The organism is Streptosporangium sp. NPDC049248 (genome assembly GCF_040678965.1).
In the GTDB taxonomy this organism is placed as follows: domain Bacteria; phylum Actinomycetota; class Actinomycetes; order Streptosporangiales; family Streptosporangiaceae; genus Streptosporangium; species Streptosporangium fukuiense.
Window position 1 is genome coordinate 414,954 of sequence record NZ_JBFAQY010000004.1, and the last position, 24,832, is coordinate 439,785.

General features: G+C 69.6%; 21 protein-coding genes. 10 read left to right on the top strand and 11 right to left on the bottom strand.

Features of this window, described 5'->3' with window-relative positions:
- Nucleotides 1–31: 31 nt before the first annotated feature.
- The gene (locus AB0K21_RS11105) at nt 32–613 is read right to left on the bottom strand and encodes a GNAT family N-acetyltransferase (protein ID WP_364149273.1); all 582 of its coding nucleotides are present in this window, start codon (nt 611–613) and stop codon (nt 32–34) included.
- 314 nt (nt 614–927) lie between these two features.
- Nucleotides 928–1,674, bottom strand: coding sequence for a GntR family transcriptional regulator (locus AB0K21_RS11110; RefSeq protein ID WP_343972118.1), 747 nt, complete (start codon nt 1,672–1,674; stop codon nt 928–930).
- Nucleotides 1,675–1,810: 136 nt separating this feature from the next.
- On the opposite strand from AB0K21_RS11110, the gene AB0K21_RS11115 reads away from it, so the two are divergent.
- Nucleotides 1,811–2,164: a hypothetical protein gene (locus AB0K21_RS11115; protein ID WP_343972121.1), complete on the top strand. Its 354-nt coding sequence runs from the start codon at nt 1,811–1,813 to the stop codon at nt 2,162–2,164.
- A 185-nt stretch (nt 2,165–2,349) separates the two neighbouring features.
- Here the strand turns inward: AB0K21_RS11115 and AB0K21_RS11120 are convergent, their stop codons facing one another.
- Together AB0K21_RS11120 and AB0K21_RS11125 are read right to left on the bottom strand one after the other, a co-directional pair.
- Complete coding sequence (locus AB0K21_RS11120) at nt 2,350–2,736, bottom strand: OB-fold domain-containing protein (RefSeq protein WP_364149276.1); 387 nt, start codon at nt 2,734–2,736, stop codon at nt 2,350–2,352.
- Between the two features lie 3 nt (nt 2,737–2,739).
- A complete protein-coding gene (locus AB0K21_RS11125) occupies nt 2,740–3,897 on the bottom strand; it encodes an acetyl-CoA acetyltransferase (protein ID WP_343972127.1) in 1,158 nt (385 codons plus the stop codon).
- Between the two features lie 226 nt (nt 3,898–4,123).
- Here AB0K21_RS11125 and AB0K21_RS11130 point away from each other — a divergent pair, with 226 nt between their 5' ends.
- The 6 genes from AB0K21_RS11130 (at nt 4,124) to AB0K21_RS11155 (ending at nt 10,011) form a co-directional block, all read left to right on the top strand.
- The gene (locus AB0K21_RS11130; RefSeq protein WP_343972130.1) at nt 4,124–4,744 is read left to right on the top strand and encodes a flavin reductase family protein; all 621 of its coding nucleotides are present in this window, start codon (nt 4,124–4,126) and stop codon (nt 4,742–4,744) included.
- Between the two features lie 16 nt (nt 4,745–4,760).
- Nucleotides 4,761–5,906, top strand: coding sequence for an acyl-CoA dehydrogenase family protein (locus AB0K21_RS11135; RefSeq protein ID WP_343972133.1), 1,146 nt, complete (start codon nt 4,761–4,763; stop codon nt 5,904–5,906).
- 26 nt (nt 5,907–5,932) lie between these two features.
- Nucleotides 5,933–6,712 carry an SDR family oxidoreductase gene (locus AB0K21_RS11140; protein WP_343972136.1) on the top strand — a complete coding sequence of 260 codons (780 nt, stop codon included), beginning with the start codon at nt 5,933–5,935 and terminating at the stop codon, nt 6,710–6,712.
- 272 nt (nt 6,713–6,984) lie between these two features.
- A complete protein-coding gene (locus AB0K21_RS11145; protein WP_343972139.1) occupies nt 6,985–8,025 on the top strand; it encodes an ABC-three component system protein in 1,041 nt (346 codons plus the stop codon).
- The gene (locus AB0K21_RS11150) at nt 8,022–8,282 is read left to right on the top strand and encodes an ABC-three component system middle component 6 (RefSeq protein WP_343972142.1); all 261 of its coding nucleotides are present in this window, start codon (nt 8,022–8,024) and stop codon (nt 8,280–8,282) included. Before AB0K21_RS11145 ends, AB0K21_RS11150 begins: the two co-directional genes overlap by 4 nt.
- Nucleotides 8,272–10,011 carry an ABC-three component system protein gene (locus AB0K21_RS11155; RefSeq protein ID WP_343972145.1) on the top strand — a complete coding sequence of 580 codons (1,740 nt, stop codon included), beginning with the start codon at nt 8,272–8,274 and terminating at the stop codon, nt 10,009–10,011. The genes AB0K21_RS11150 and AB0K21_RS11155 overlap by 11 nt, the downstream gene beginning before the upstream one ends.
- A gap of 204 nt (nt 10,012–10,215) precedes the next feature.
- Here the strand turns inward: AB0K21_RS11155 and AB0K21_RS11160 are convergent, their stop codons facing one another.
- Both AB0K21_RS11160 and AB0K21_RS11165 read right to left on the bottom strand, forming a co-directional pair.
- Nucleotides 10,216–12,783 carry a glycosyl hydrolase family 18 protein gene (locus AB0K21_RS11160; protein WP_364149281.1) on the bottom strand — a complete coding sequence of 856 codons (2,568 nt, stop codon included), beginning with the start codon at nt 12,781–12,783 and terminating at the stop codon, nt 10,216–10,218.
- A gap of 300 nt (nt 12,784–13,083) precedes the next feature.
- A complete protein-coding gene (locus tag AB0K21_RS11165) occupies nt 13,084–13,857 on the bottom strand; it encodes a glucose 1-dehydrogenase (protein ID WP_364149283.1) in 774 nt (257 codons plus the stop codon).
- 142 nt (nt 13,858–13,999) lie between these two features.
- On the opposite strand from AB0K21_RS11165, the gene AB0K21_RS11170 reads away from it, so the two are divergent.
- Nucleotides 14,000–15,298, top strand: a complete 1,299-nt coding sequence (locus AB0K21_RS11170; RefSeq protein ID WP_364149285.1) for a DUF2252 domain-containing protein — start codon at nt 14,000–14,002, stop codon at nt 15,296–15,298.
- A gap of 69 nt (nt 15,299–15,367) precedes the next feature.
- On the opposite strand, the gene AB0K21_RS11175 is transcribed toward AB0K21_RS11170, so the two are convergent.
- The 5 genes from AB0K21_RS11175 to AB0K21_RS11195 are packed head-to-tail and all read right to left on the bottom strand — an operon-like array spanning nt 15,368 to nt 21,112.
- On the bottom strand, nt 15,368–16,360 hold the full coding sequence (locus tag AB0K21_RS11175; protein WP_364149287.1) for an ABC transporter ATP-binding protein: 993 nt from the start codon (nt 16,358–16,360) through the stop codon (nt 15,368–15,370).
- Nucleotides 16,357–17,337: an ABC transporter ATP-binding protein gene (locus AB0K21_RS11180; RefSeq protein WP_364149289.1), complete on the bottom strand. Its 981-nt coding sequence runs from the start codon at nt 17,335–17,337 to the stop codon at nt 16,357–16,359. Before AB0K21_RS11180 ends, AB0K21_RS11175 begins: the two co-directional genes overlap by 4 nt.
- Nucleotides 17,334–18,215, bottom strand: a complete 882-nt coding sequence (locus AB0K21_RS11185; protein ID WP_364149291.1) for an ABC transporter permease — start codon at nt 18,213–18,215, stop codon at nt 17,334–17,336. Before AB0K21_RS11185 ends, AB0K21_RS11180 begins: the two co-directional genes overlap by 4 nt.
- Nucleotides 18,212–19,225, bottom strand: a complete 1,014-nt coding sequence (locus tag AB0K21_RS11190) for an ABC transporter permease (protein WP_364149293.1) — start codon at nt 19,223–19,225, stop codon at nt 18,212–18,214. Before AB0K21_RS11190 ends, AB0K21_RS11185 begins: the two co-directional genes overlap by 4 nt.
- A 27-nt stretch (nt 19,226–19,252) precedes the next feature.
- Nucleotides 19,253–21,112: an ABC transporter substrate-binding protein gene (locus AB0K21_RS11195; RefSeq protein WP_343972165.1), complete on the bottom strand. Its 1,860-nt coding sequence runs from the start codon at nt 21,110–21,112 to the stop codon at nt 19,253–19,255.
- 242 nt (nt 21,113–21,354) lie between these two features.
- Between AB0K21_RS11195 and AB0K21_RS11200 the strand changes: the two genes are divergently transcribed.
- Both AB0K21_RS11200 and AB0K21_RS11205 read left to right on the top strand, forming a co-directional pair.
- Nucleotides 21,355–22,116 carry an SDR family oxidoreductase gene (locus tag AB0K21_RS11200; protein ID WP_343972168.1) on the top strand — a complete coding sequence of 254 codons (762 nt, stop codon included), beginning with the start codon at nt 21,355–21,357 and terminating at the stop codon, nt 22,114–22,116.
- A gap of 131 nt (nt 22,117–22,247) precedes the next feature.
- A complete protein-coding gene (locus tag AB0K21_RS11205) occupies nt 22,248–24,779 on the top strand; it encodes a M14 family zinc carboxypeptidase (protein ID WP_364149296.1) in 2,532 nt (843 codons plus the stop codon).
- The last annotated feature ends 53 nt before the right edge of the window (nt 24,780–24,832 follow it).

Genomic DNA, 24,832 nt, shown 5'->3' on the forward strand with positions numbered 1-24,832 from the left:
TCGGATGGGTTTGCCCTGGGATCGCCGTGGTTCAGACATGCTCGGGGACGGACAGCGCGAGACCGGACGCGTGGACGCGCAGGCCCCCCGGCCGCTGGAACAGGGCGCCGGAGGCGCGATGCGACAGGTCGACCGTGCGGAGGTGCGCGAAACGCTGTCCCCGATAGTAGTCCTGGAGCCGCGAGTTGTCCTTGGAGCAGTCAAGCCTGAGCCATCTTCTCCCCAGGGCCAGGACCCGCAGGCCCGCCCAGTCGAGCAGCGCCTCTCCCAGCCCCCGGCCGGCGTGGGCACGCGCCACGGCCAGCTTGTGGACGTAGAGCGCCGAGCCCGGGTCGTCTCCCGGAGCCCAGAACTCGGGGTCGGCGTGGGCGTCCAGGGCGAGGGTCGCGGCAGGCCCGTCCTCCCCGTCCAGCAGGTACATGACGCCCTCGTCGATCAGCGGGGTGATGCGCCCGGCGGGGAAGCCGGCGGCGGGCCACTGCCGCACACCGCGGCGGTTCAGCCATCCGGCGGTTTCGGCGAGGAGCGCGAGCACCCCGTCGAGATCACCGTCCGTGGCCCTGCGCAGCGTGAACGGGCGCACGGTGGTGGGACTGGCGGTGTTCGAGTGCATGGTTCATCCCTTCGTTGCGTTCGGTACGCGAGTTGACACGGAGCGTGTTCGCCTGGTGGCGCACGGCACCCATGTCGGGCTAGGCGGGCGCCTAGGGGCTGGGGGCGAGCGGCGGGGAGACGCCGGTCGGGGTGAGCGGCGCGGGCGGGAGGGCCGCGAGCCGGAGGGCCTCGGGCGAGACGGCCGGGGTGAGAGAACACCCGGCCGGAAAACCGCCGGGCGGCAGAGGAACGGCCGCCCCGAAGGCGCGGCCCGCCGGGCGTCCGCGGCGCGGACGGAGTGGAGGCCGGCCCGTCAGGGCGGTTACCGAGATGTCAACGGCTTTCCAGCTCGTACCTGATCAGGTGCTTGTCCGCGGGCAGCACCGACACCGCCACGCGCACGGGGACGTCCTCCGCGTCGTAACCGACCCGGACGTAGACGACGACCGGCGTGCCGAGCTGGAGCTGGAGCCGCTCGGTCTCCGCGCTGTTGGGCATCCGCGCCCAGATGTCGTCCACCATCCGCACCTGGCGGTGGCCGAGCTCCTCAAGGACCTTGTTGGCCCCGCGCCTGATGTCGCCGGGACGGGTGATCTCGGAGTCGGCGACCAGGGCCAGCGGGAAGTAGGAGTCGTTGGTGTTGTACGGCTGGCCGTCCACGAAGCGCAGCCTGCGGCGGACCACGGCGAGCTCGTCGTCCGAGAGCTCCAGCCTGCTGGCGATCTCCTCGGCCGGTTGCACGATCGAGACCTCGATCTCCTGGCTCGGCGCGCGCCCCTCCTGCGAGACGGCCCAGGCGAAGGCCTCCAGGGTCTCCTCGCCCCGCGGCTGCAGCTCGCGCTGGGGGTACATGAGCAGCGGACGGCGCTCCCGCACGACGGTGCCCCTGCGGGGGGTGCGGGTGACCAGGCCCTCGTTCACGAGCTCGCCGAGAGCCAGCCGCACGGTGTTCCGGCTCACCTGGTGCACGAGCATGAGCTCCGCCTCGGTCGGCAGCTGATCCCCCGGTCCGAGCGCACCGGAGTAGATGGTCCTCCTCAGATCGGAGGCCACCAGTTGATACAGCGTTGACCGCGCCATTAAGTCCCCTTTGTGCCAACAAAACTAGACGATCTGGTTCTAGCGGGGAACAGCCCCTTGACCCAACCTCCCAAGACCCGCATCATCCAATCGTTGGTACAAATCCATCGAAAGGCCAGCGAAGGGGTGGAGGCCTGTGCTGTCGGTCCGTGTGGACGCGCCGTACCCGCCCTGGCGCGACCCCCGCGAGGCGACGCGTCTGCTGCGCTACGCGTTGCACCGCCAGGGGTTCACCCACACCTACCAGAGCAACGGAAGCGGGATGTCCGTGCTCTCGGTGCTGACCGATCTAACCGTTTGGTGCAAGAACGGGTTCTTCATCTGGAACGAGGACGGCGTTGAGTCCTCGCATCCGGCCGACGACCCGGCTGGGGCGGCCCGCCTCATCTCGCAGCACTACCGGCGGCCCACGCCTGACGACGACCTCGCGGAGGAGGAGGCGGACCACCAGGTCCGCGCCTTCGCCGACACAGACTCCGAGCGCGACTAGCCGGCGAAGGACCCCACCCCTCGCCGGGGTCCTCCGCCGTCGCGCCGGAGCGGAACGCGTCCTGGCGGGTCCCCCACGCCCGCCAGGGCGCGCTCCCCATCTCCGGAGCGCGACCGGCGGGAACGGGGCCCGCCGGGGCGCGCCCGTGCCGCGGCCCTGATGAGGGGACCCACCGCGAACGCGCCTCAGCCGAGCGGGCGCCAGTCGATCAGCGACAGCTCCTCGTCCACCTTTCTGAAGCACGCCCGGACGGGCAGGCCGGCGACCGGCGGCTCCGCACCGCACCAGTTGCCGTACATGACGCATTCGGGCGCCTCGTCCAGCCGCACCATCACCACCGTGTACGGCTCGCTCACCCCGGCCAGGAAGGGCTGGTGGCTGACGATCCAGCTCTCGACGCGGCCGGCCGGGGCGACGGGCTCCCAGTGCCACTCGCGGGTCCTGCAGCGGTGACAGTAGGCGCGGGCGGGGAAGCGCGGCGTGGCGCAGGAGTCGCACCGCTGGAGCACGAACTCCCCGCCGGCGGTCCGCCTCCACCACTCCGCCGAGTCGCGATCGGCAACCGGACGCACCCCTCACCCCTTCCGCAGGATCAGCGCCGAGGTGGCGGGCAGGATGTAGCCGGGCTGGGCCGTGGAGAGCGCCACCTCGGCCCCTGCCACCTGCCTGTCCCCCGCGTCCCCCCTCAGCTGTGAGACGGCCTCGGCGATGTGGTTGACGCCGTGCACGTACCCTTCCGACAGGAACCCGCCGTGGGTGTTCACCGGCAGCTCACCACCCGGCGCGACGGCACCCGAGGCGACGTACGGGCCGCCCTCGCCCTTGGCGCAGAAGCCGTAGTCCTCCAGTTGCACGATCACCGAGTAGGTGAAGCAGTCGTAGATCTCGGCCACGTCGACGTCGGCGGGCCCGATGCCCGCCTGGCGGTACAGGCGCGGGGCCAGTTCGGCCGCGCTGGTCACCGTGGTGTCCGCCCGGCCGCCGGACAGGAAGGAGTCGCCGCCTCCCCACGCGGCGGCGGAGATGAGCACCGGCGGCCTGCGCAGGTCGGCGGCCCGCTCGGCGCTCGTGACGACGAGCGCGCAGGCGCCGTCGGTCTCCAGGCAGCAGTCGAGCAGCCGGAACGGCTCGGCGATCCACCGGCTCGCCAGGTAGTCGTCCAGGGTGATCGGGGTGCGCATGAGCGCCCGGGGGTTCTTGGCCGCGTTGGCGCGCTGGACGACCGCCAGCGCGCCGAAGTGCTCGGGACGGGTGCCGTACCTCGACATGTGGGCGCGGGCGAACATCGCGTACTGCTGTGGCGGCGCGAAGTAGCCGTACGGCGCCTGGTACTGGACCTCGGGACTGACCGGCAGCCCCCGGCCGGTGCCGCCCATCCGGAACTCCGAGCGCGCGTTGATCGCCCGGTAGCAGACGACGGTCTCGGCGACGCCCGCCGCGACCGCGAGCGCCGCCTGGCCGACCACCGAGTGGGAGACGCTGCCGCCGCCGAACTGGTCGAGGTACCAGGAGGGCTCGTGGATGCCGAGCGCGGGACCGACCAGGCAGGGCGCGGCGGAGTCGCCGACCCGGTGGGTGGCGATGCCGTCGACGTCGTCGGCGGTCAGGCCCGCGTCGTCCAGGGCCGCCAGAACGGCCTCGCAGGCCAGGGTGAGGGTGCTGACCCCGGAGTCCTTGGAGAACCGGGTGTACCCGACGCCCGCGACGGCCGTGCGGTCCCGGAAACCACCCACGTACCACCCTCCGATCACAAGCAAGCGCTTGGCCAGAGGCTAGGCCGGGCCGATCACGGATGTCAACGACGGACCCGGGCCGGACGGCCGCCGGGGACTTTTTCCGGCACTCCCCTACAATCCAAGCAAGCGCTTGGTAAGATGGCGCCAGACGGCGGAGGACGTCGTCCGCCGCCGAACCCCCCTCGGAGGCCGATCGGGCGCGATTGAGGAGGCGAGTAGCACCATGACCACTCACGCGGCCCGGCTGCTGGAGACCGCCGGCCACCCCCGCGCCACCTTGGCCGGGTGCGGCACCACCGCCAACGGAGTCGCCATGCAGAGTGGCCTTTCGCAGGGCCCGTCCAGCGGAGCCGAGAGCAACGGGGCCGTGGACGGCCGGTGGTTCCGCTCCGTTCTCGGCCACTTCGCCACCGGCGTGGTGGCCATCACCTCCATCGACCCCGACACCGGCGAGCCGTGCGGCCTGGCTGCCAACTCCTTCACCTCGGTGTCGCTGGACCCGCCGCTGGTGGCCTTCTGCGTGGCCCACAGCAGCACGAGCTGGCCGCGCCTGCGCGCCGCCGGAACCCAGACGATCAACGTGCTCGCCGAGCACCAGCAACCGGTCTGCGCCGCGCTCGCCGGCCGGGGCGGCGACAAGTTCGCCGGGCTCGACTGGACGGTCTCCCCGGGCGGCAACCCGGTGATCGAGGAGAGCCTGGCCTGGATCGACTGCTCGATCGAGGCGGAGCACCCCGCCGGCGACCACGTCATCGTCGTCGCCAGGGTCCACCGGCTCGGTGTCCACGGCGACGGCGGCCCGCTGCTCTTCTTCAGGGGCGGCTACGGCCGTTTCCACGCCTGATGCCTGGAGGCACCCCATGACCCTGCGCGAGGAGGCACGCTCCTGGCTGGAGGAGAACCTCACGGGCGAGTTCGCGCACGCCCGTGGACTGGGCGGGCCCGGCCGCGAGCACGAGGGGCACGAGGTCCGGCTCGCCTGGGAGCGGCGGCTGGGCGAGGCCGGGTGGACCTGCCTGGGCTGGCCCGGAGAGTACGGAGGCCGGGACGCCACCCTGGAGGACCAGGTCGCCTTCCACGAGGAGTACGCCCGCGCCGCCGCCCCGGCGCGGGTCGGGCACATCGGCGAGGGACTGATCGGGCCGACCATCCTGGAGCACGGCACCGAGGAGCAGCGGCGGCGCTTCCTGCCGCCCATCCAGCGTGGCGAGGAGCTGTGGTGCCAGGGCTACTCGGAGCCTGAGGCGGGCTCCGACCTGGCGGGCGTCCAGACGCGGGCGCGCCTGGACGACGGCGAGTGGGTCATCACCGGCCAGAAGGTGTGGACCTCGCTGGCCCACGTGGCCGACTGGTGCTTCGTGCTCGCCAGGACCGAGCCCGGTTCGGCACGCCACCGCGGCCTGTCCTACCTGCTGGTCCCGATGGACCAGCCGGGGATCGAGGTGCGGCCCATCCTCCAGATGACCGGCACCAGCGAGTTCAACGAGGTCTTCCTCGACGGCGCCCGCACCGCTGCGGGCAACATCCTGGGCGCCCCCGGCGAGGGCTGGCGGATCGCGATGGCCACCCTCGGCTACGAGCGCGGCGCCTCCACCCTGGGCCAGCAGATCGGCTTCCAGCGGGAGTTCGCGGAGGTGGTGGCCACCGCCAGGCGCACCGGAGCCGCCGAGGACCCGGTGCTCCGAGACCGGCTGGTGCGCTCCTGGCTGGAGCTGGACGTCATGCGGCTCAACGCGTTGCGCACCATGACCTCGCTGTCGGCGGGCGAGCCGGGACCCGAGGTGTCGATCGGCAAGCTGTACTGGTCGGAGTGGCACCGGCGGCTGGGCGAGCTGGCCCAGGCCGTCCAGGGGCGCGCGGGCCTGGTCGCCGACGCCCCGCCGTACGACCTCAACGCGCTGCAGCGGCTCTACCTGTTCAGCCGCGCCGACACCATCTACGCCGGATCCAGCGAGATCCAGCGCAACATCATCGCCGAGCGCACCCTGGGTCTGCCCAAGGGCTGAGACACGACCACCGGAACGGAGCCCGTATGGCGACACCTCCCCCCTACCCCCGCGCCCACGGCCTGCTCGACGGAAAGGTCGTCCTGGTCACGGCGGCGGCCGGGACGGGCATCGGGTACGCCACCGCCAGGCGCTGCGCCGAGGAGGGCGCGACCGTGGTCGTCTCCGACCGGCACGAGCGGCGCCTCGGCGAGGCCGCCGAGGCACTGGCCGAGCTGAGCGGGGTCAAGCCGCTCGCGGTGCCCTGCGACGTCACCTCCGAGGCCGAGGTGGGCGCCATGTTCGACGCGGTGACCGAGGCGCACGGGCGGGTGGACGTGGTGGTCAACAACGCGGGCCTGGGCGGTACGGCGCGGCTGGTGGAGATGACCGACGAGCAGTGGGACGCCGTCCTGGGGGTGACCCTCACCGGCACGATGCGCTGTACCAGGGCCGCCCTGCGGCGGATGGTCCCCCGGGGCTCCGGGGTGATCGTCAACAACTCCTCGGTGATCGGCTGGCGCGCCCAGGAGGGGCAGTCGCACTACGCGGCCGCCAAGGCCGGGGTGATGGCCCTGACCAGGTGCGCCGCCCTGGAGGCCGCCCCGCACGGCATCCGGGTCAACGCGGTGGCCCCCTCGCTGGTCATGCACCCCTTCCTGGCCAAGGTCACCACCGACGAGCTGCTCACCGAACTGACCTCCCGCGAGGCCTTCGGCCGCTCGGCGGAACCGTGGGAGGTGGCCAACGTGATCGTCTTCCTGGCCAGCGAGTACTCCACCTACATGACCGGCGAGGTCGTCTCGGTCTCCAACCGGCACCCTTAGCGAAGAGCTAGGCCTGCATTCCGCACGTGACCCTGGTCGACCTGGGATGATTACCCACGGAACTGGATCGGATATAGCTGCTGACCGGCAACGACGCGGCGCGTGCGGAAAACGAGGCTAGGGGCACTGCCCTGCTTACCGGTGTGCGCCCCGGCGACCAGCGAGGCGCGAAGCGGAAACCACCGGGTGGCCCAAATTCGCAGATACCACGACACATGCCATCAAATCGGTAGAACGAGATTTTCGCACCTTGGATCTCCACACCCCAAAGATTGCATTCCCTTCACGTTCCCGACCTACTCGGACTATTCTCCTTCAGGCTCATCGAGTTCGAACCCGACGGGCCCGTCCGGACGAGGTACGCGGAGGAGCACTTGGAGATATGGGAGCGTTCATCGATTCGCTTCATGCTCAATGTGAAGCTCGACGAACTTCACGGCGAAGGGTTCGAGGATTTCTTCCATGGCGTCATGTCTATTTCAAACCCTGGATTCCTTGATGTCCGAACCGCCGGATGTCATGGAGACCAGGGGGCGGACGGCCTTCTCCTTGTCGGAAAGAAGCTGTACGCATGTTACGCGCCCCAGACCGTTGTTCCCTCGGCGGTCGCCCGCAAGTTCCGGAGCGACCTCGACAAGGCCATCACGAAGCGCAAGGGCGAGTTCGACACCTTCGTTTTCGTACACAACGACCGCAGAGGCATCCACCCCAAGCTGACCTCGCTACTGATGACCGCACACGATGATCACCCCGAACTCTCTTTCGAGAACTTCTCTCGGCGTCACTTCTATACCGAGTTCTGCAAGATGGAAAAGTGGCAGGTCGAGGACTTCCTTGGCCCCTTCCCCGCAGAGCCGGTGATTGTCGGCATCGTGCTCGAAGAGCTGATTCCGCTCCTGGACCACCTCACCATCTACCGGCGCCCCCTCGAAGACCTGCCTGCCATCCCCAGGCCTCCGCTCACGAAAATGGAATACAACGGGTTCTCCTGGGATATTCGACACCGCATGAAGCTTGCTCTGTCCTACGTCAACCACGTGGAGGACTACTACCGGAGCAGGCTAGATCCCAACGAACGGGACGAGGTCGCGGCGGGCTTTCGCGAGCACTACGAGATGATCGCCCAGACGTGCGAAGACTCCGACGACATCCTCTGGCAGCTTGAGCGACACGTCCTCGGCAACGCATCTCAACAATCCCCCCTGGAATTGAACGCGCTCGTTGTCCTGATGTACTTCTTCGGTGAGTGTGAGATCTTCAAGGTGCCGCCCCCGGGTTGGATCCCGGAGACCGAGATGGGAGTCGCCACGTGATCGTGCCGACCAAGGGAGTCGCTCCTCAACGCGCTCTGCTGGCGGTAGGGGCTCAGATCGTCATGGCCACCGATCGTCAGCCGGTGACCGTCACCCAGGCATGGCAGCGCCTGTTGACCTGGCGCGAGGACAACAACCACCGTGCACCCGTGACGTTCTGGTGGTTCGCCCTCGCGCTCGACCTGCTCTACGCCTTGGGCCTGGTCGAGCTCGAACAGGACATACTGATCTTCCAGGCTCGTGACAATGCTGCATGACCTGATCTGCGACGACCGCAGGTTCCGAACGATTCGCTTTGGCCCCGGCCTGAACCTCGTGGTCGCCGAACGCACCGACGCCTCCACTGACACCGACAGCCGCAACGGCGCCGGTAAGTCGAGCATGGTCGAGTTGCTGCATTTTCTGCTGGGTGCCCGCAATGATGCCGATGCCGTCTGGGCGAACGAGAAGCTTCGTGAGCATACATTCACCCTGAAACTGGACTGGCCAGGTCGATCGAAGCCACTGACGGTGACGCGCTCAACGACGCGACCGAACAGAGTGGTGCTCGATCCGGACATAACCCGAAAGACCTTCGACGGCTTATTCGAACATGCTACCGAGGTGTCGACAAAAGACTGGCAGTGGGCGATAGAGCGGGATCTTTACGGTCTTACCGCCGACGGAGCAGAGGCCAGCGGTCGAACACTGTTGTCATTCGCGATTCGCCGGGTCGACGCCGGGGGGTTCCTCGAACCCACCAGGACGTTCGCGCAGCAGTCACCCCATGACGCGATGGTCAACCTGTGCCATCTCTTCGGCCTGGACGTTGCCCTGGCCGCACGGTATCGCCTCCTGTCCAACCAGGAGACGATGAGAAAGAAACTCGTCGAGGCCGCAAAAGACCCCGTTTGGGGGAAAATCGTGGGCCGTTCCGCCGAGATCCGGGGGGAAATCGGCGCCATAGAACAGCGGGTAAATGAGCTCGGCCGCCAGATCGCAGATTTTCAGGTTGTTCCGGAATACGAAAAAATTCGCCAGGAGGCCGACGAGCTCGATCGGCGTATCCGGTCACTCCGGGCATCCGACGCGGTCGACCGGCGCAACCTCCAGGACATGGAACAGTCCGTGGACGAGGTGGCCGAACCAGAGGACCGATATCTGGAGGCGGCCTACAAGCAGTTGAACCTGATTCTCGGCCAGGAGGTCCGCCGTCGATTCGACGATGTGCGCGCCTTCCACGAGACGGTGGTCCGGAACCGCGAGAAGCAACTACACGAGGAGATATCCCGGCTCCGCCAACTCCTGGAGGAGCGCGCTCGGACGCGCGCGCGACTCGGCGAACGACAGGCTGCCCTGCTGCGCACGCTGAACTCAGGGGGCGCACTTGACGCGCTTAATGCCCTACAATACGCCCTGGCTCGCGAGCAGGCTCACCTTGAGTCTCTCCGGCACCGTTTCCAAGCCGCGCAGGCACTCGAAGCCAGTCGGCGAGAAATCGAGGTGAAACGCCTTGAGCTCGAACAGGAGATGGTGACCGACCTCGAAGATCGGAATTTCGCCACCCGCGAGGCAAACAGCCTCTTCAACACATACGCTCGGCGCCTGTACGGCGACGGAAAAAATCCCTACCTGGCCTTTAGCCCGGGTAGGCAGCGAATGCAGATCGAGCCCAGGATCGAGGATGACGGAAGCAGGGGGATCCACAACATGGTGATCTTCTGCTTTGACCTGACCGCCGCCGTCATCGCCCACCGTGCCGGCCGGGGTCCGGACTTCCTCGTTCACGACAGCCATCTGTACGACGGTGTGGACGAACGTCAGGCGGCACGAGCCCTTCAACTGGCGGCCGAGGTTACCGAGACCGAGCGGATGCAATACATCGTCGCCATGAACTCCGACGATTTGAACAAGGCGGTTTCAGTGGGGTTCGACGCGATTCCTCACATCATCGAGCCTCATCTGACCGACCAGCCGGACGGCGGACTGTTCGGCTTCAGATTTTAACGGCCACTCCCCGTTCTGGATCGCCCCCTATCCGTCATGTCGAATTCGTCGGGGCCGCTCTGGCAGCTCAGGCTTCCGGCCGAGAGTCAGTCCGGGGTGCACCGCGACACGGGTTCGGGGCACCGGGGAGGACCGCCTTCGCGACATCGGACGCCGCGAAGACGATCCTCCGGAATGGTCCCCCTGGGAACGCCGCCGAAACGGTTACCGCAGGCCCGCGTCCAGGGCGGTGGTCAGGGTGCCGGGGTCTCCGGACATCTCCCAGATCATCGCGCCGAGCAGGTTCTTGCTCCGCAGCCACGCGGTCTTCTTACCGATGGACCAGGCGTCGTCGAAAGTCCACCACTGGCCACCGTTGCCGGTGAAACAGTAGGTCGAGACCGACTGCTCGTCGTGCTTGACAGCGCATCCCGGCACGCCGGCCAGCAGGTTGGCGTACCCTCGGGTGCCCGCCTCGTCCTGGAACTGGCCCGGTGCCGCGCCGGTGGCCGACTGCCACTCCCCGGACCGGCCTCCGTCGGCGACGCCCTGCCAGCCCCGGCCGTAGTAGGCGAGTCCGATGGTGAGCTTGCGCGGGTTCACCCCGGCCCGCAGGTAGACGTCGACCGCGTTCTCCACGCTGAACTTGAACGGGTACGGGTCCTCGGTGTCGGTGTACAGGTTGCCCTGGTGGCCGGCCCGGTTGGGCTCCCAGGAGTTGTCGCTGCCCGCCCCGTGGAAGTCGTAGCCCTGGATGTTGAAGATGTCCAGGGACTTGGCGATCTCCGGCAGGTCCCAGCCCGCGGCGACCTTCGCCGGGTCGGCAGGGGTGAACGCGGTGAGCTGGTAGCGCTTGCCGGTCTCCTGGGTCAGGGCGTCGAGCTGCTTGCGGAACTCGGCGATCAGCAGCGTGTTGTTCGCCTTGTCGTTCGGGCCGATGTGGTTGCCCGCGTGGCCCTCCGAGCCCGGCCACTCCCAGTCGAGGTCGATGCCGTCGAAGATCCCGGCGGCGCTGCCGGGGCCGCCCGCGGCGTTGTAGAGCGGCAGGTTTCCCTTGATGTAGGTGTCGATGCAGGAGCTCACGAACTTCTTCCTGGCCGCGTCGGTGGCCGCCACGTCGGAGAAGTACTTGGAGTAGGTCCAGCCGCCGAGTGAGATCAGCACCTTGAGGTTCGGATACTTCGCCTTGAGCTTGCGGAGCTGGTTGTAGTTGCCGCGCAGCTTCTCCCAGCCGGTGTCGGCGACGCCGTCCACCGACTGCGCCGCGCTCATCGGCCTTCCGTAGTCGGCGTCCGCGTCACCGGCGCCGTCGCCCTGGCTCGGGTCCTGCGGGTTGCCGGTGGTGCCCTTGGTGACGCCCTGCAGGCAGGTCAGGTTCACCGGGTCGATGTTGCCGAAGGCGTAGTTGAGGTGGGTCAGCTTCGCGGCGGCGCCGGTCGTGTCGAGGTTGCGCACGAAGTACTGGCGGCCGTAGATGCCCCATTGGACGAAGTAGCCGATCCTGGCGTATCCGCTGCCGATGATGTCGTCGGTGCTCGCCTTCACCGCGTCGCTCGCCGCCGACGTGTTGTCGTACACGTCGCGGGCCTTGACGGTGAAGGTGTACTCGGTGGACGGCGAGAGCCCGGCGACCGTGGCCGAGGTGCCGGTCACCGTCGTGGCCAGGGTCGCGCCGGTGTAGACCTCGTACCCGGCGATGCCCCTGTTGTCGGTCGAGGCGTCCCACGCGAGCGAGACGCCGGAGGAGCTCTTGCCGGTGACGCGCAGGTTCGCGGGCACGGTCGGCGGCTGGGTGTCGTCACCGGCGTTGTTGGTGGTCACCTTCAGCGCGGCGCTCGCCGGGGAGAGGGTTCCCTTCCGGTCCCTGGTCTTCACGGTGAACGTGTACTCGGTGTTCGAGGTCAGGCCGGTGACGGTGGTGCTCGTCCCGGTGACCGTCGCGGCGAGGTCGGCGCCCCGGTAGACCTGGTAGCCGGAGATCGGGAGGCTTCCGGGGGTCGCGGCGTCCCAGGCCAGCGAGACGGTTCTGGTGGTCTTGACCGGCGAACGCAGGTTCCCGGGCGCGCCGGGCGGCGTGTCGGCGGCGCCGTCGCACCTGATGTCGTTGATCCTGCAGTTCTCCGGCTCGGCGGACGCGCTGCTGAGCGTGAACGCGGGGCTGTACGGCTCGGTGGTACCGCGTGCCGCCACCGTCGTGTTGTAGTGGGCCGGGCTCAGCGTGACCTGGCGCCCGCTCTGACTCAGTGATCCGTTCTGGGCGCCGCTCGCGGTGACTCCGGCGGGCAGGTCGAAGGTGATCGACCAGCCGTTGAGCGCGGCGTCCGTGTTGTTGGCGACCACGAACCTGCCCTGCGTCCCGCTACCGGAGTAGGTGGCGGTGACCGGCGCGTCCGGCGGGGGTGGGTCGCCGCTGCCGTCGCAGTTGGCGCCGTTGATCGTGCAGCTCACCGGCTGGGCCGCCGCGCTGAGGGTGAAGGTGGGGCTGTACGGCTCGGTGTCGCCGTTCGCCCGCACCGTGTTGATGTAGAAGGCGGGGGTCAGCTTGACCCGCGTCCCGTTCTGCGTGGTGGTGGCGTTCTGAGCGCCGCCGACCGTGATGCCCGCGGGCAGGTCGAAGGTGATCGACCAGCCGGTGACCGGAGTGGTGCCGGGGTTGCTCACCACGAACTTGCCCTGGGTGCCGGTGAGGATGAAGGCCGCGGTGAGCCGGGCGGCGGCCGAGGCGGGGGACGAGAGGGCGGCGAAAGTGGCTGCCAGAGCGAGAACCAGCAGCGCGGAGGCTAATCGGCGCACGTGAACACCTTTCCATTTAGGAAAGTTTCCTAATAATTACGCGGATCGTAACTCCGGCGCCCCAGGTCGACAAGGCCTAAAACAACGCCTCTCGCCCGGCTCGGACCGTGCGGCCGCCCGCTCGGACGCCCAGGAACGGAAGGCCTGTCAGGTCAGGCCACCGGCCGCGGGCAGGGGCGGTCGGACGATCAGGCGGAACAACCCGGCGGCGCGACGGCCGGCCGCGAGGCACGACACGGCACGGGAAGGTCCGGCCGCCGGCAGTGGTCTCGACCGGGTGGGAGGCGCTCGCCTACGTCCTCAGCCGAGGCCGCCGTCGGCGCGGAGGTTCTGGCCGGTGAGCCAGCGGCCGTCCGGGCCCGCCAGGAAGGCCACGACGTCGGCGATGTCCGAGGGCTCGCCGAGGCGGCCGAGCGAGGTCATGCCCGCGACCTGGGCCAGGGCCGCCGCGGGGTTGGTGCCGCGCAGCAGATCGGTGTCCGTGGCACCGGGCGAGACCGTGTTGACGGTGATGCCCCGGCCGCCGAGCTCGCGGGCCGTGACGGCGGTCAGCTGTTCGAGCGCGCCCTTGCTCGCCGCGTAGGGGGCGATGCCCGGTGCCGGGCGGACGGTGTTGAGAGTGGAGATGTTGACGATGCGCCCGCCGTCGCGCATGTGCCTGGCGGCGTACCGGATGGTCAGGAAGGCGGCCTTGGCGTTGACCGCCATGGCGCGGTCGTACGACTCCTCGGTGGTCTCCGCGATGGGGGTCGGGGTGAAGCTCAGCGCGGCGTTGTTGACCAGGATGTCGAGGCCGCCGAGAAGCTCCTCGGCGGTCTCCATCAGCCGCTCGGCGGCGCCCGGCTCCGCCAGGTCGGCCTGGACGGCGCGGGCGCTCCCACCCGCCTCCTTGACCGTCCGCTCGACCTCGGCCGCGGCGCCGGTGTCGCTCGCGTAGCCGAAGAGCACGTCCGCCCCGTCGCGGGCGAGGCGTTCCACGATCGCCCGGCCGATGCCCCGCGACCCTCCGGTGACCACCGCCGCCTTGCCCGCCAGCACCGCCATGCCGGTCTCCACTCCCCTCGCGGACCTCATCTCATCGTCGAACCTATGATCGTGCGGTGCGGTTGTCGACACCCGCCACGCCGTGCGAGCCGCACCCGGCCGTTGGTGCGTTCCAGATCTGTAATCTTGGGGAACTGGCGGAGTTTCGGTCGTACGCCCTAGCGTGCGGACCATGACCATCGATGGGCGCTCGGCGCACATTCTCGACGTCCTGATCACCGAGTTCGGCGACTCCATGAAGCGCGACCCCGCCGCCTTCCGGCGCAAGTTCCGGAAGATGGCCGCCTCGCCGTTCGCCTTCTACCGGGGCAGCGCCTGCCTGTTCTACGCGGACATGACCGGCGAGTTCGCCGACGACGCCTTCCTGGACGACCAGACCAGGCGGGTCTGGATCCACGGCGACCTGCACGCCGAGAACTTCGGCACCTACATGAACGCCTCCGGCGTGCTGGTCTTCAACGTCAACGACTTCGACGAGGCCTACGTCGGACCGTACATCTGGGACCTGCGGCGCCTCTCCGCCAGCATCGCGCTCATCGGGTACGCCAAGGCGCTGTCCGACGACGTCATCGGCGCCCTGGTGACCGAGTTCGCCGGCGCCTACCACGCCGAGCTAACCGGCATCTCGGAGGGCGGGGACGACGCGATCGGTTCGCTGACCCTGGAGACCACCACCGGCGTGCTGCACCGGGTGCTGCAGCACGCCCGGCTGAACACCCGGGTGGCGCTGCTGGAGTTGGAGACCACCGTCGAGAACTTCGACCGCAGGTTCGCCGTCATGGACGGCCGCTACCCGGTAGACGAGGAGACCCGGCGGCTGGTGGAGGCGGCCTTCCAGGACTACCTGACGACCCTGCCCGCCGTCTCGGCGGTCGAGCACAAGATCAAGGACTTCGCGCTCCGCACCGGCATCGGGATCGGCTCGGCCGGGCTGCCCTCGTACAACATGCTGCTCGAGGGCCACACCCAGGCCCTGGAGAACGACGTCATCCTCTACATGAAGCAGGCCCAGGTACCGGCCGTGGCGCGGTACGTGACGGACGAGAAGGTGCACGGCTACTTCAAGCACCAGGGCCACCGCACCGCCGAGTCGCAGCGGGCCCTGCAGGCGTACGCCGACCCGTGGCTCGGCTACACCACGCTGAACGGCGTCGGCCAGATGGTCGCCGAGGTCTCCCCCTACACCGCCGACCTGGACTGGGGCGACGTCAACGAGCCGGACGAGCTCGCCTCGGTGATTCGCGACCTGGGCCGGGCGGTGGCCAGGATGCACTCGGTGGCCGACGACGAGTCCAGCCACGACCTGGTCGACTTCTCCACCGAGGACGCGATCGTGGCCGTGATCGGCGGCGACGTCGAGGGCTTCACCCGCACCCTGGTCGACTTCGCGCACGCCTACGGGGCGCGGGCCAGGGCCGATCACGGGCTCTTCGTCGACCTGTTCAGGAACGGCCTCCTCCCCGGCCTCTGAGGCGGGTTCCGGAACCGTTCTCCGGGCACGCCGTTGAGGGACCGCGCCTGGGCGCGGTCCCTCTCCGCCTCACAGCCGCTCCGCCTCCGTCCTCGCCTCGCGCCGGGCGGAGGCGGAGGCGTGGTGGCAGGCGACCTGGGCCTCGGCCGAGGAGGGCAGGACCGGCAGTTCCCCGGACGCGCACAGCCCGTCGACCCCCGCCTCGGCCGCCGCGCCCGAGGCCAGCACCTGGCAGCGCGGGTGGAAGCGGCAGCCGGCCGGGATCCGGGTGGGGTCCGGCGGCTCTCCGCCCAGCACCACCGGCGAGGGCGACTCCGGCAGGACCGACAGCAGTGCCCGGGTGTACGGGTGCGACGGCGAGGTGAGGATCCGCTCCACCGGCCCCGACTCGACGATCCTGCCGAGATACATCACCGCGACCCGGTCGGCGATGTTCCAGGCCAGCCCGAGGTCGTGGGTGACGACCAGGGCCGACAGGCCCAGCTCGGCGCGGAGGCGGAGCAGCAGGGCGAGGATCTCGCCGCGTACCGACGCGTCCAGCGAGGCCACCGGCTCGTCGGCGACCAGCACCCTGGGCTCCAGCGCGAGGGCTCCGGCGATGACGACGCGCTGGCGCTGGCCACCGGACAGCTCGTGCGGGTGCCGGTCGAAGAACCGTTCGGGAGGACGCAGCCCGGCCCTCGACAGGGCCTCGGCGACCAGGGCGCCCTCGCCGGGCAGGCGGTGGATGCGCGGCCCCTCGGCCACCGCCTCGTAGACGGTGTGCCGGGGGTTGAGCGATCCGGTGGGGTCCTGGAGCACGAGCTGCACCTCGCGGCGGTGGGCCCGCAGGGCGCGCGACGAGTAGGCCAGCGGGACGCCGCCGTAGCGGACCGATCCCGAGGTGGGCCGCTCCAGGCCGAGCAGGGTCCTGGCCAGCGTCGTCTTGCCGCAGCCGGACTCGCCGACCAGCGCGACGATCTCCCCCTCGCCCACGGCGAGGTTCACCCCGTCCACCGCGCGGGCGCGGCGCCCCCGCGAGGCGAACTCCACCCGCACGTCCCGTGCTTCGAGCAGGGTCATCGGCTCTCCTCGCTGACGTGCACGCACGCGGCGGTGTGCGGTGCTTCGGTACCGTCTCCCACGGCCCGCAGCTCGACCGGCTCCGACGCGCACGAGACGAGCGAGACCGGGCAGCGGGGGTGGAAGGAGCACCCGGCGGGCAGGTGCGCGGGGTCGGGCGGATCACCGCCCAGTCCCCTGGGCGCCATCCTGGAGGCGGGGTCCCCGACGGTGGGGAACGCCTCGGCCAACGCCCTGCTGTAGGGGTGCCGCCCGCCCGCGAAGACCTCGCGCGAGGGGCCGGACTCGACCACCCGGCCCGCGTACATGACCGCCAGCCGGTCGCACGTCGACGCCAGGACCGACAGGTCGTGGGAGATCATGACGAGGCCGATCCCGTGCTCGGCGATGAGCGAGCGGATCAGCGAGAGCACCTGTGCCTGGATCATCACGTCCAGCGCGGTGGTCGGCTCGTCGGCGACGATCAGGCGGGGTGAGCAGGCGAGCGCCATGGCGATCATCACGCGCTGGCGCTGGCCGCCGGAGAGCTCGTGCGGGTAGCCGCGCGCCCGCCAGGCCGGCAGGCCGACCTGTTCCAGCAGTTCCGCCACCCTGCGCCGGGCCTCGGCCCCGGTGGCCATGCCGTGCACCCGCAGCGGCTCGGCGATCTGGTCGCCGATCCGGCGCACCGGGTTCAGCGCGTGCTGGGCTCCCTGGAAGACCAGCGAGGCCGAGGCCCACCGGACCGCGCGCAACCGCCCCCAGCTCATCGTCAGGACGTCCTCGCCGTCCAGCAGGATCTCCCCGGACACCGACGCGTCCCTGGGCAGCAGCCGCAGCAGCGACATGGCCAGCGTCGACTTGCCCGACCCCGACTCCCCCGCCACGCCGAGCGCCTCGCCGGCCTCCAGGCCGAGCGAGACGCCCCGCACGGCGGGCACGTCCCCGGCCGTGCTCCGGTAGGTCACCGCCAGGTCGCGCAGTTCGAGCAGGGTCACGAGGCTCCTCCCAGCCGCGGGTTGAGTACGGTCTCCAGGGCACGCCCGCAGAGGGTGAACGCCAGGACCACCGCGATGATGCACAGGCCGGGCGGCAGCACGTACCACCAGGCTCCCGAGGTGGCCGCGCCCCAGTCGTAGGAGCCGCGCAGCATGGTGCCCCACGAGACCTGGCCGGAACCCGCGCCGAGGAAGGCGAGGGTCGACTCGGTGACGATGGCGCTGGCCACCATGAGCGTGGTGTTGGCCAGGACCAGCGGGGCGACGTTCGGCAGCACGTGCCGGGTCATGACGTGCCAGTGTCCCGCGCCCAGTGCCCTGGACCTCTCGATGTACGGCCTGGCCTCGACCGCCAGCGTCTGCGCCCGGATCAGCCTCGCCGTGGACGCCCAGGAGGTCACCCCGATCGCCACGATGATCGTGGACGGGCCACCGCCGAGGATGGCCGCGAGCACCATGGCCAGGACCAGCGCGGGCAGCACCAGGAACCAGTCGGTGACGCGCATCAGCACGGCGGCGACCCAGCCCCGGAAGTGCCCGGCCGCGATGCCGAACACCGTGCCGATCACCATGCTGAGCAGTGCCGACATGAACCCGATGAGCAGCGAGACCCGCGCGCCCCACAGCAGCATGAGCAGAACCGAGCGGCCGGACTCGTCGGTGCCGAGCGGGAAGTCCATGCTCGGCGGTGCCATCCTGGCGCCCGTCGCCTTCGTCACGTCCATCCCCGACGGGTCGGTGAGCAACGGTGTGAGCAGGGCCGCCAGGACGACGACCAGCAGGATCGCCGCCCCGTACAGCCCGGCCCGCTGCCTGGCGTACCGGCGGCGGAACCGCGTCAGAGCGGCGCGGCGGCGGGTACGGGCCGTCGTGCTCAAGCCGACCTCACCCTCGGGTCCAGGATGTGGTAGACCACGTCGGCCAGCGTGTTCATGACGATCACCGCGACGCAGACGAGCATGAAGGTGCCCTGCATGACGGCGTAGTCGGGTCCCCTGATCGCCTCGACGAACAGCAGCCCGAGACCGGGCCAGGAGTAGACGAACTCCACCGAGACCGCGCCGCCGACCACGAACCCGATCTGCATGAAGACCAGGGTCACCGTCGGCAGCAGCGCGTTCGGCACCGCGTGGCGGCGCCGGACGTCGTCGTCGCGCAGGCCCTTGGCGCGGGCGGTGGTCACGTAGTCCTGGCCGATCTCCTCCAGCAGCGAGGAGCGCATGACCAGCAGGTACTGCGCGTAGACGACGGCGACCAGGGTGAGGCAGGGCAGCACCAGGTGGTGGGCGACGTGCAGCAGGTAGAGCGGCCCGCCGGGGGCGTCGACGTCCTGGATGCCCCGGGTGGGGAACAGGCCGGGTATCGGGCCTACCCCCGCGGCGAGGACCATGAGCAGCAGCAGCCCCAGCCAGAAGGTCGGCACCGACCACAGGGTCAGCGCGGTCCCGGTGGAGAGGCGGTCGAAGCGGCCGCCGTGGTGCCAGGCGGCCCTGGTGCCCTGCCACATGCCCAGGCCGACCGCGACGGCCAGCCCGGTGCCCACCAGCAGCAACGTCGGTCCCACCCGCTCGCCGATGAGCTCGGCGACCGGTCTGCGGTACTCGTACGAGGTGCCCAGGTCCAGCCGCAGGGTCCGGACCACGAAGTCCAGGAACTGCGCGCCCAGCGGCCGGTCCAGGCCCATCTGCCGCCTGAGCAGGGCGAGCTGTTCCGGGGTCACCGGCACGTCGCGGGTGTAGGCGATGGTGGGGTCGCCGGGGATCAGGCGGAACAGGAAGAACGTGGCGACGATCACCAGTCCGATGCTGAGCAGTGCCCCGCCGAGCTTGACCAGCGCGTAGCGCGCCACGGCCCGGCGGGCACCGCCCTCCTCGGTGTCGTCCCTCACCTGTTGCGGCGATGTGAGCATCGGCCGCTACTCGCGGTCGTCGGCGGAGGCGCGGCGGCGCCGCATCAGGAGGAAGCCTCCGGCGCCGAGGACCACCACGACGGCCACCGCGACGGCCACCACGGTGCCGCTTCCCGAACCGCTCCCGGCCGGGGCGGCGGCGCGCTCCACCGCACGCAGCGAGTAGACCGGCCAGTAGCTGCTCCCGCCGTACAGGATGCCCTTGTCCTCGGGGATCGGGGTGATGGATGCGATCCGGTCCTTGCGGTAACCCTCCAGGTTGTTGGGGTAGTAGATCGCGACGACGGGGGCCTCGGTGTAGAGCCGCTCCTGCATCTGCTTGATCAGCGCGACCCGGGCCGGCCGGTCGAGTTCGGCCAGCTGCGCCTGGTAGAGCCGCTCGAACTCCTTGTCGCAGAAGAACGACTCGGTGCCGCCGCCCTGCCCGCTCGCGGTGGGCCTGCGGCTGCACAGGTGGGTGGCCAGGATCTCCTCCGGGTCCGGGTTCACCGACCAGCCGCTGATCGCGATGTCGTAGAGCGCCGTACTGCCCGTCTCCTCGGTGAACTTGTTGGAGTCGAGCCTGCGGGTGGTGAGCTGGATGCCGATGTCCTTCAGCCAGCCGGTGAGGAACTGGGCGATCTTGTCCTCGACGGGCTCGTCGGTGTGGATGCTGAAGCGCATCTCCAGCCTGCGCTTGCCGTCGGGCATGGTGCGGACGCCGTCCGCGCCCTTGGCGTAGCCGGCCTCGTCGAGGATGCGGTTGGCCTCCGCCAGGTCGAAGGTGACGGCTTTGTCGCCCTCGGCCTTCCAGAAGAACTCCTGGTACATCGGCGGGACGATCGAGCCGTCCGCCGGTACGGCGAGACCGTTCTGCGCCTGCTCGACGAGGGTCTTCTTGTCGATCGCGTGATGGATGGCCTGGCGCACCCTGACGTCCTTCAGCGCGGGGTGCCCGTCACCGATCGGCTCGCCGCCGGCCGTCGCGGCGCCCGGGTTGAACTGCAGGTAGGCGGCCCGGCGGCCCTGGGTGTTCCACTGCGTGATGTTCGCATCGCCCGCGAGGGCCTCGAACTGCGGGCCCTGCAGACGGCCGATCCAGTCGATGTCGCCCTTCTTCAGGCCGGCGATCGCCGCCTCGGGGTTCTCGTAGAAGATGACGTGCAGCTCGTCGATGCCGGGGGCGCCGCGCCAGTACGACGGATTGGCCTTGAGCTTCACATAGCCGTTCTTCTTGTGCTCGACGGCGATGTAGGGGCCGCTGCCGACGGCGGGGTAGGTCTCGTTCTCGTAGGTGCCGATGTCCGGGACGCTCTCCCAGACGTGCTTGGGCATGATCGGGATCGGCAGCTCCAGCATCGAGGCCTGGGGCTTCTTGGTCTTGATGACCAGGGTCCGGTCGTCGGAGGCGGTCACGGTGTCGAAGTTCTCGACGGCGGGGCCGTTGGCCGTCTTGGCTCCGTCATCCGTCATGATCTTGTTGAAGGTCCACGCGGCGTCCTGGGCGGTGACGGGCTTGCCGTCCGACCAGGTGGCTCCGGCACGCATGGTGAAGGTCCAGGTCAGCTTGTCCGGTGAGGTCTGCCACGACTCGGCGAGGTCGGGGCTGGGCTTCAGGGTCTTGGAGTCGGGCACCGTGAGGAAGCCGTACATCCAGCGGTGGATCGACGTGGAGACCACCCGGACCGCCAGGAACGGGTTCATCGAGTCCATGCTCTGCGTCGCGCCCAGCCGGACGATCCTCTTCTCGGTCTGGGGTGACCGCACGGCCGTCCCCTGGGAGGTCTGGGACGCTTTCGCGGCAGAGGGTGATGCGTGTGCCACGAGAAGTGTCGCCATCGACAGCGCCAGGCTCAGCGCCGCCAGGCGCGTCCCCGTTCTGACCATGGTGTGCCCCACCTTCGGATCGGTGATCTATTGACAACGAAGGCACACCATATAAACGGCGCGTGTCAACGCGTGGTGGAAAATTGTTTCATTCTCGTTTTGTTTGTCGACATTATTTTTCAGGCTCTCCGCTACAGGTCGACACAAAAGTGCTTATGAGCGCAAAAGGTGATATTTCGCGAAATGTTGGACCGACCGCTCGGTATGGACGAGGCGGTCGGGGGTGCGGCATGCTACAGAACATGACTCTGTTCTCGGTGAAAGGCAAGATCGTCGTCGTCACCGGCGGCTCCAGGGGAATCGGCCGGATGATCGCGGCCGGGTTCGTCGACGCGGGAGCCACGGTCTACATCTCCTCCAGAAAGGCGGCCGAGGTCGAGAAGACCGCCGCGGAGCTGGGATGCACGGCCGTACCGGCCGACCTGTCCACCGAGGACGGGGTGTCCACCCTGTTCGAGGCGGTCGCGGAGCGGGAGTCCCGGCTGGACGTGCTGGTCAACAATGCCGGGGCGACCTGGGGCGCGCCGCTGGAGGAGTACCCCGAGCAGGCGTTCGACAAGCTCTGGGGGATCAACGTCAAGGGCGTGTTCTACCTGACCCAGCGCTTCCTGCCGCTGCTCCGTGCCGCCGCGAGCCCCGAGGACCCGGCCAGAGTGATCAACATCGGCTCGGTGGACGGCATCCGGGTGCCCTCGATGGAGAACTACGCCTACTCCGCGGCCAAGGCGGCGGTGCACATGCTCACCCGGCACCTGTCCCAGCGGCTCGCCAAGGAGTCGATCACGGTCAACGCGATCGCCCCCGGGCCGTTCGAGTCGAAGATGATGGCCTTCGCGCTCCAGGACGAGACGATGCGCGCGGCGGTCGCCTCCCACGTCCCGCTGGGCAGGATCGGCCGCCCCGACGACATGGCGGGCACCGCGATCTTCCTGTCCTCACGCGCCGGCGCCTACCTCACCGGGACCGTGATCCCGGTGGACGGCGGCATCTCCGGCCACGCATAGCTCCCGGACTCTTCACCCACGACCGGATCATCCACTCCTTCGATCACACTTTGCCCCAAAAGCACCATTCGTAACGCAAGTGTAAAATTTTACCTCTTGCTGTCATTTCTCACAGGTGACAGCTTTACTTCATGCAGAAGCGCTTCAAGGTGGTGGCGCCGGCCGTTCTGGCCGTCGCCATCGCCCTCCCAGCCGGTGCCGCCCAGGCGGACCCCACTCCGGCCGCACCACCCGTGACCACCTGTGACGCCACCCAGACTCCCGCCGTCTACCACGGCAAGGTGCCGACGCCGAAGAGTGTCCTCGGCTTCGACCTTGGCGAGCGGGAGGTCACCTCGGCCGAGTCCGACACGCTGCTGACCGCGATCGACGCGGCCAGCGACCGGGTCGTCTCCGGCACCCTGGCCACCACCGCCCAGGGACGTCCGCTGAAGTACGCGATCGTCGGCACCCCGCAGAACATCCGGAAGCTGCGCGCGATCGAGAACTCCATCAAGCTGCTGCGCAACCCCCTCACTCCCGCCCCCGCGGCGAAGGTCCTCGCCAGGAACACGCCCGCGATCCTGTGGGTCGCCGGAAACGTGCACGGCGGCGAGGAGAGCGGCACCGACGCGGCGCTGAAGACCCTTTACGACCTGGCCGGGCGGGACGACTGCGCGGCCAGGCGAATCCTGGACAACGCCGTCGTGGTGATCCTGCCGACGCAGAACCCCGACGGCCGCGAGGCCGACACCAGGCGGAACGCCTACGCCTTCGACATGAACCGCGACTGGTTCGCGCGGACCCAGCCGGAGACCGACGGCAAGATCGAGCTGATGCGGAAGTACCCGCCGCAGCTCTTCATCGACGCCCACGAGATGGGCGGCACCGAGTACTTCTTCCCGCCGAACGCCGACCCGATCTACCACGACATCGCCGAGCCGACGGTCGACTGGGTCAACAACACCTACGGCGCCGCGATGATCGGCGAGTTCACCAAGCGCGGGATCCCGTTCTTCAACCGCAGCGTATACGACCTGTTCTACATGGGCTACGGCGACACGGTCCCGGCAGGCGGGTTCAACGCGGCGGGCATGACCTTCGAGAAGGGGAACGCCTCGCCGATCGCGGCCCGGACCTTCGAGCAGTGGCTCACCCAGTGGGTCTCGCTCTCGGCGGCGGCGGCCAAGAAGACCGAGATCCTCACCACCTGGCACGGCATGTACGCCGACGCCCTCAAGCAGGGGCTCGAAGGCCACCTGGAGCCGAACCAGGTCTACAACCCGGGCCACGAGGTCATCACCCAGGTGCCCGACCGGAAGGTGCGCCACTACTTCCTGCGCGCCGACGACCCGGCCAAGAAGGCGGAGACCGACCTCGTCGTGCGGCGGCTCCAGCGGATGGACGTCCAGGTGTTCAAACTGGCCACGCCGCTGACGGTCAAGGACTTCAAGGCGTACGGCAGGCCCGAGGCGAAGACCACGCTGCCCAAGGGCACCTACTGGATCCCGCTGGCCCAGGCGCAGAAGCACTGGGTCCAGGCCATGCTGAACGAGGACACCTACACCCCGTTCCCCTACTTCTACGACGTGACCGCGTGGAGCCTGCCGCTGCTCGGCAACGTCTCCGGCGGCTCCTCGGGCCAGGTGCTGCTGCCCGTCGCGACGCCGGTGCGGGCGGTGGACGCCCCCTCGGTCAAGGTCACCACCTCCCGCAAGATCGGAGTCCTGCAGCTGTCCGGTGGCACCGCGCAGAACGCGGCCGAGTCCTCAGGCTGGCTCCGCCACCGCCTGGACCGCGACTGGAAGCTGACCTACCAGGTGCTCACGCCGGCCGACGTCGCCGCGGGCAAGCTGGGCGGGCTGGACGTGCTGCTCGTGCCGGACGGTTCGGCCGGCTCGGCCAACAACGCCCTCGGTGAGGCCGGGCGCGCGGCGCTGCGCGACTGGGTCGGCGGCGGCGGGCGCTACGTGGGCTGGGCGGGCGGTGCCCGACTGGCCGCCCTGGCCGGTGTCTCCAGCGTGACGCTGACCGAGCCGACCTCGGACATCCCCGGCTCGCTCCTCCGGACGAACGTGGCCCAGGGTCCGCTGAGCAAGGACGTCGGGTCGAGCGTCATGCAGTTCTACGCGTACGACCTGGTCATGCGGGCCTCGAACCCCTCGCACGTGGTGACCTCCTACCCGGCCGCCGACTCGCCCGACTGGTTCCTGTCCGGTTTCGCGCTGGGCGCCGAGGAACTCGCCGGAACGGCGGCGGTGGTCGACGAGCCGGTGGGAGGCGGCCACGCGGTGCTGTTCGCCGCCGAGCCGAACTTCCGTGCCTTCAGCGACGGCACGGCGAAGATCGTCGCCAACGCGATCACCGCCGACCTGCCGTCCGCCTCGGCGCGGGCGCGGTCGCTCGCCCCGGCCCCGGACGCCTCGCGGGCAGCCGCGGCCATCCCGGAGCACGAGTCGCCGATCCGCGTCACGGTTCCCGCGTCCGACCGGGACAAGGCCGCCGCGGCGCTGAACGGCTTCGGGGCCACCTGGACCGAGCAGGCCGCCACCGGCGGCGCGGTCCGGTTCGTCGTGGCCAACCCCGAGGGTCTCGACACGCACGAGCACCTCTGGGCGCGGAAGCTCCCCGGGGCGCTGCGCGACGCGGGGGTCTCGCCGCTCGCGGTGGTACTGCCGCAGTAACCCGGCACGGCGCGCGTCCCTTCGCGGGGCGCGCGCCGTTTCCGGTGTGCTTC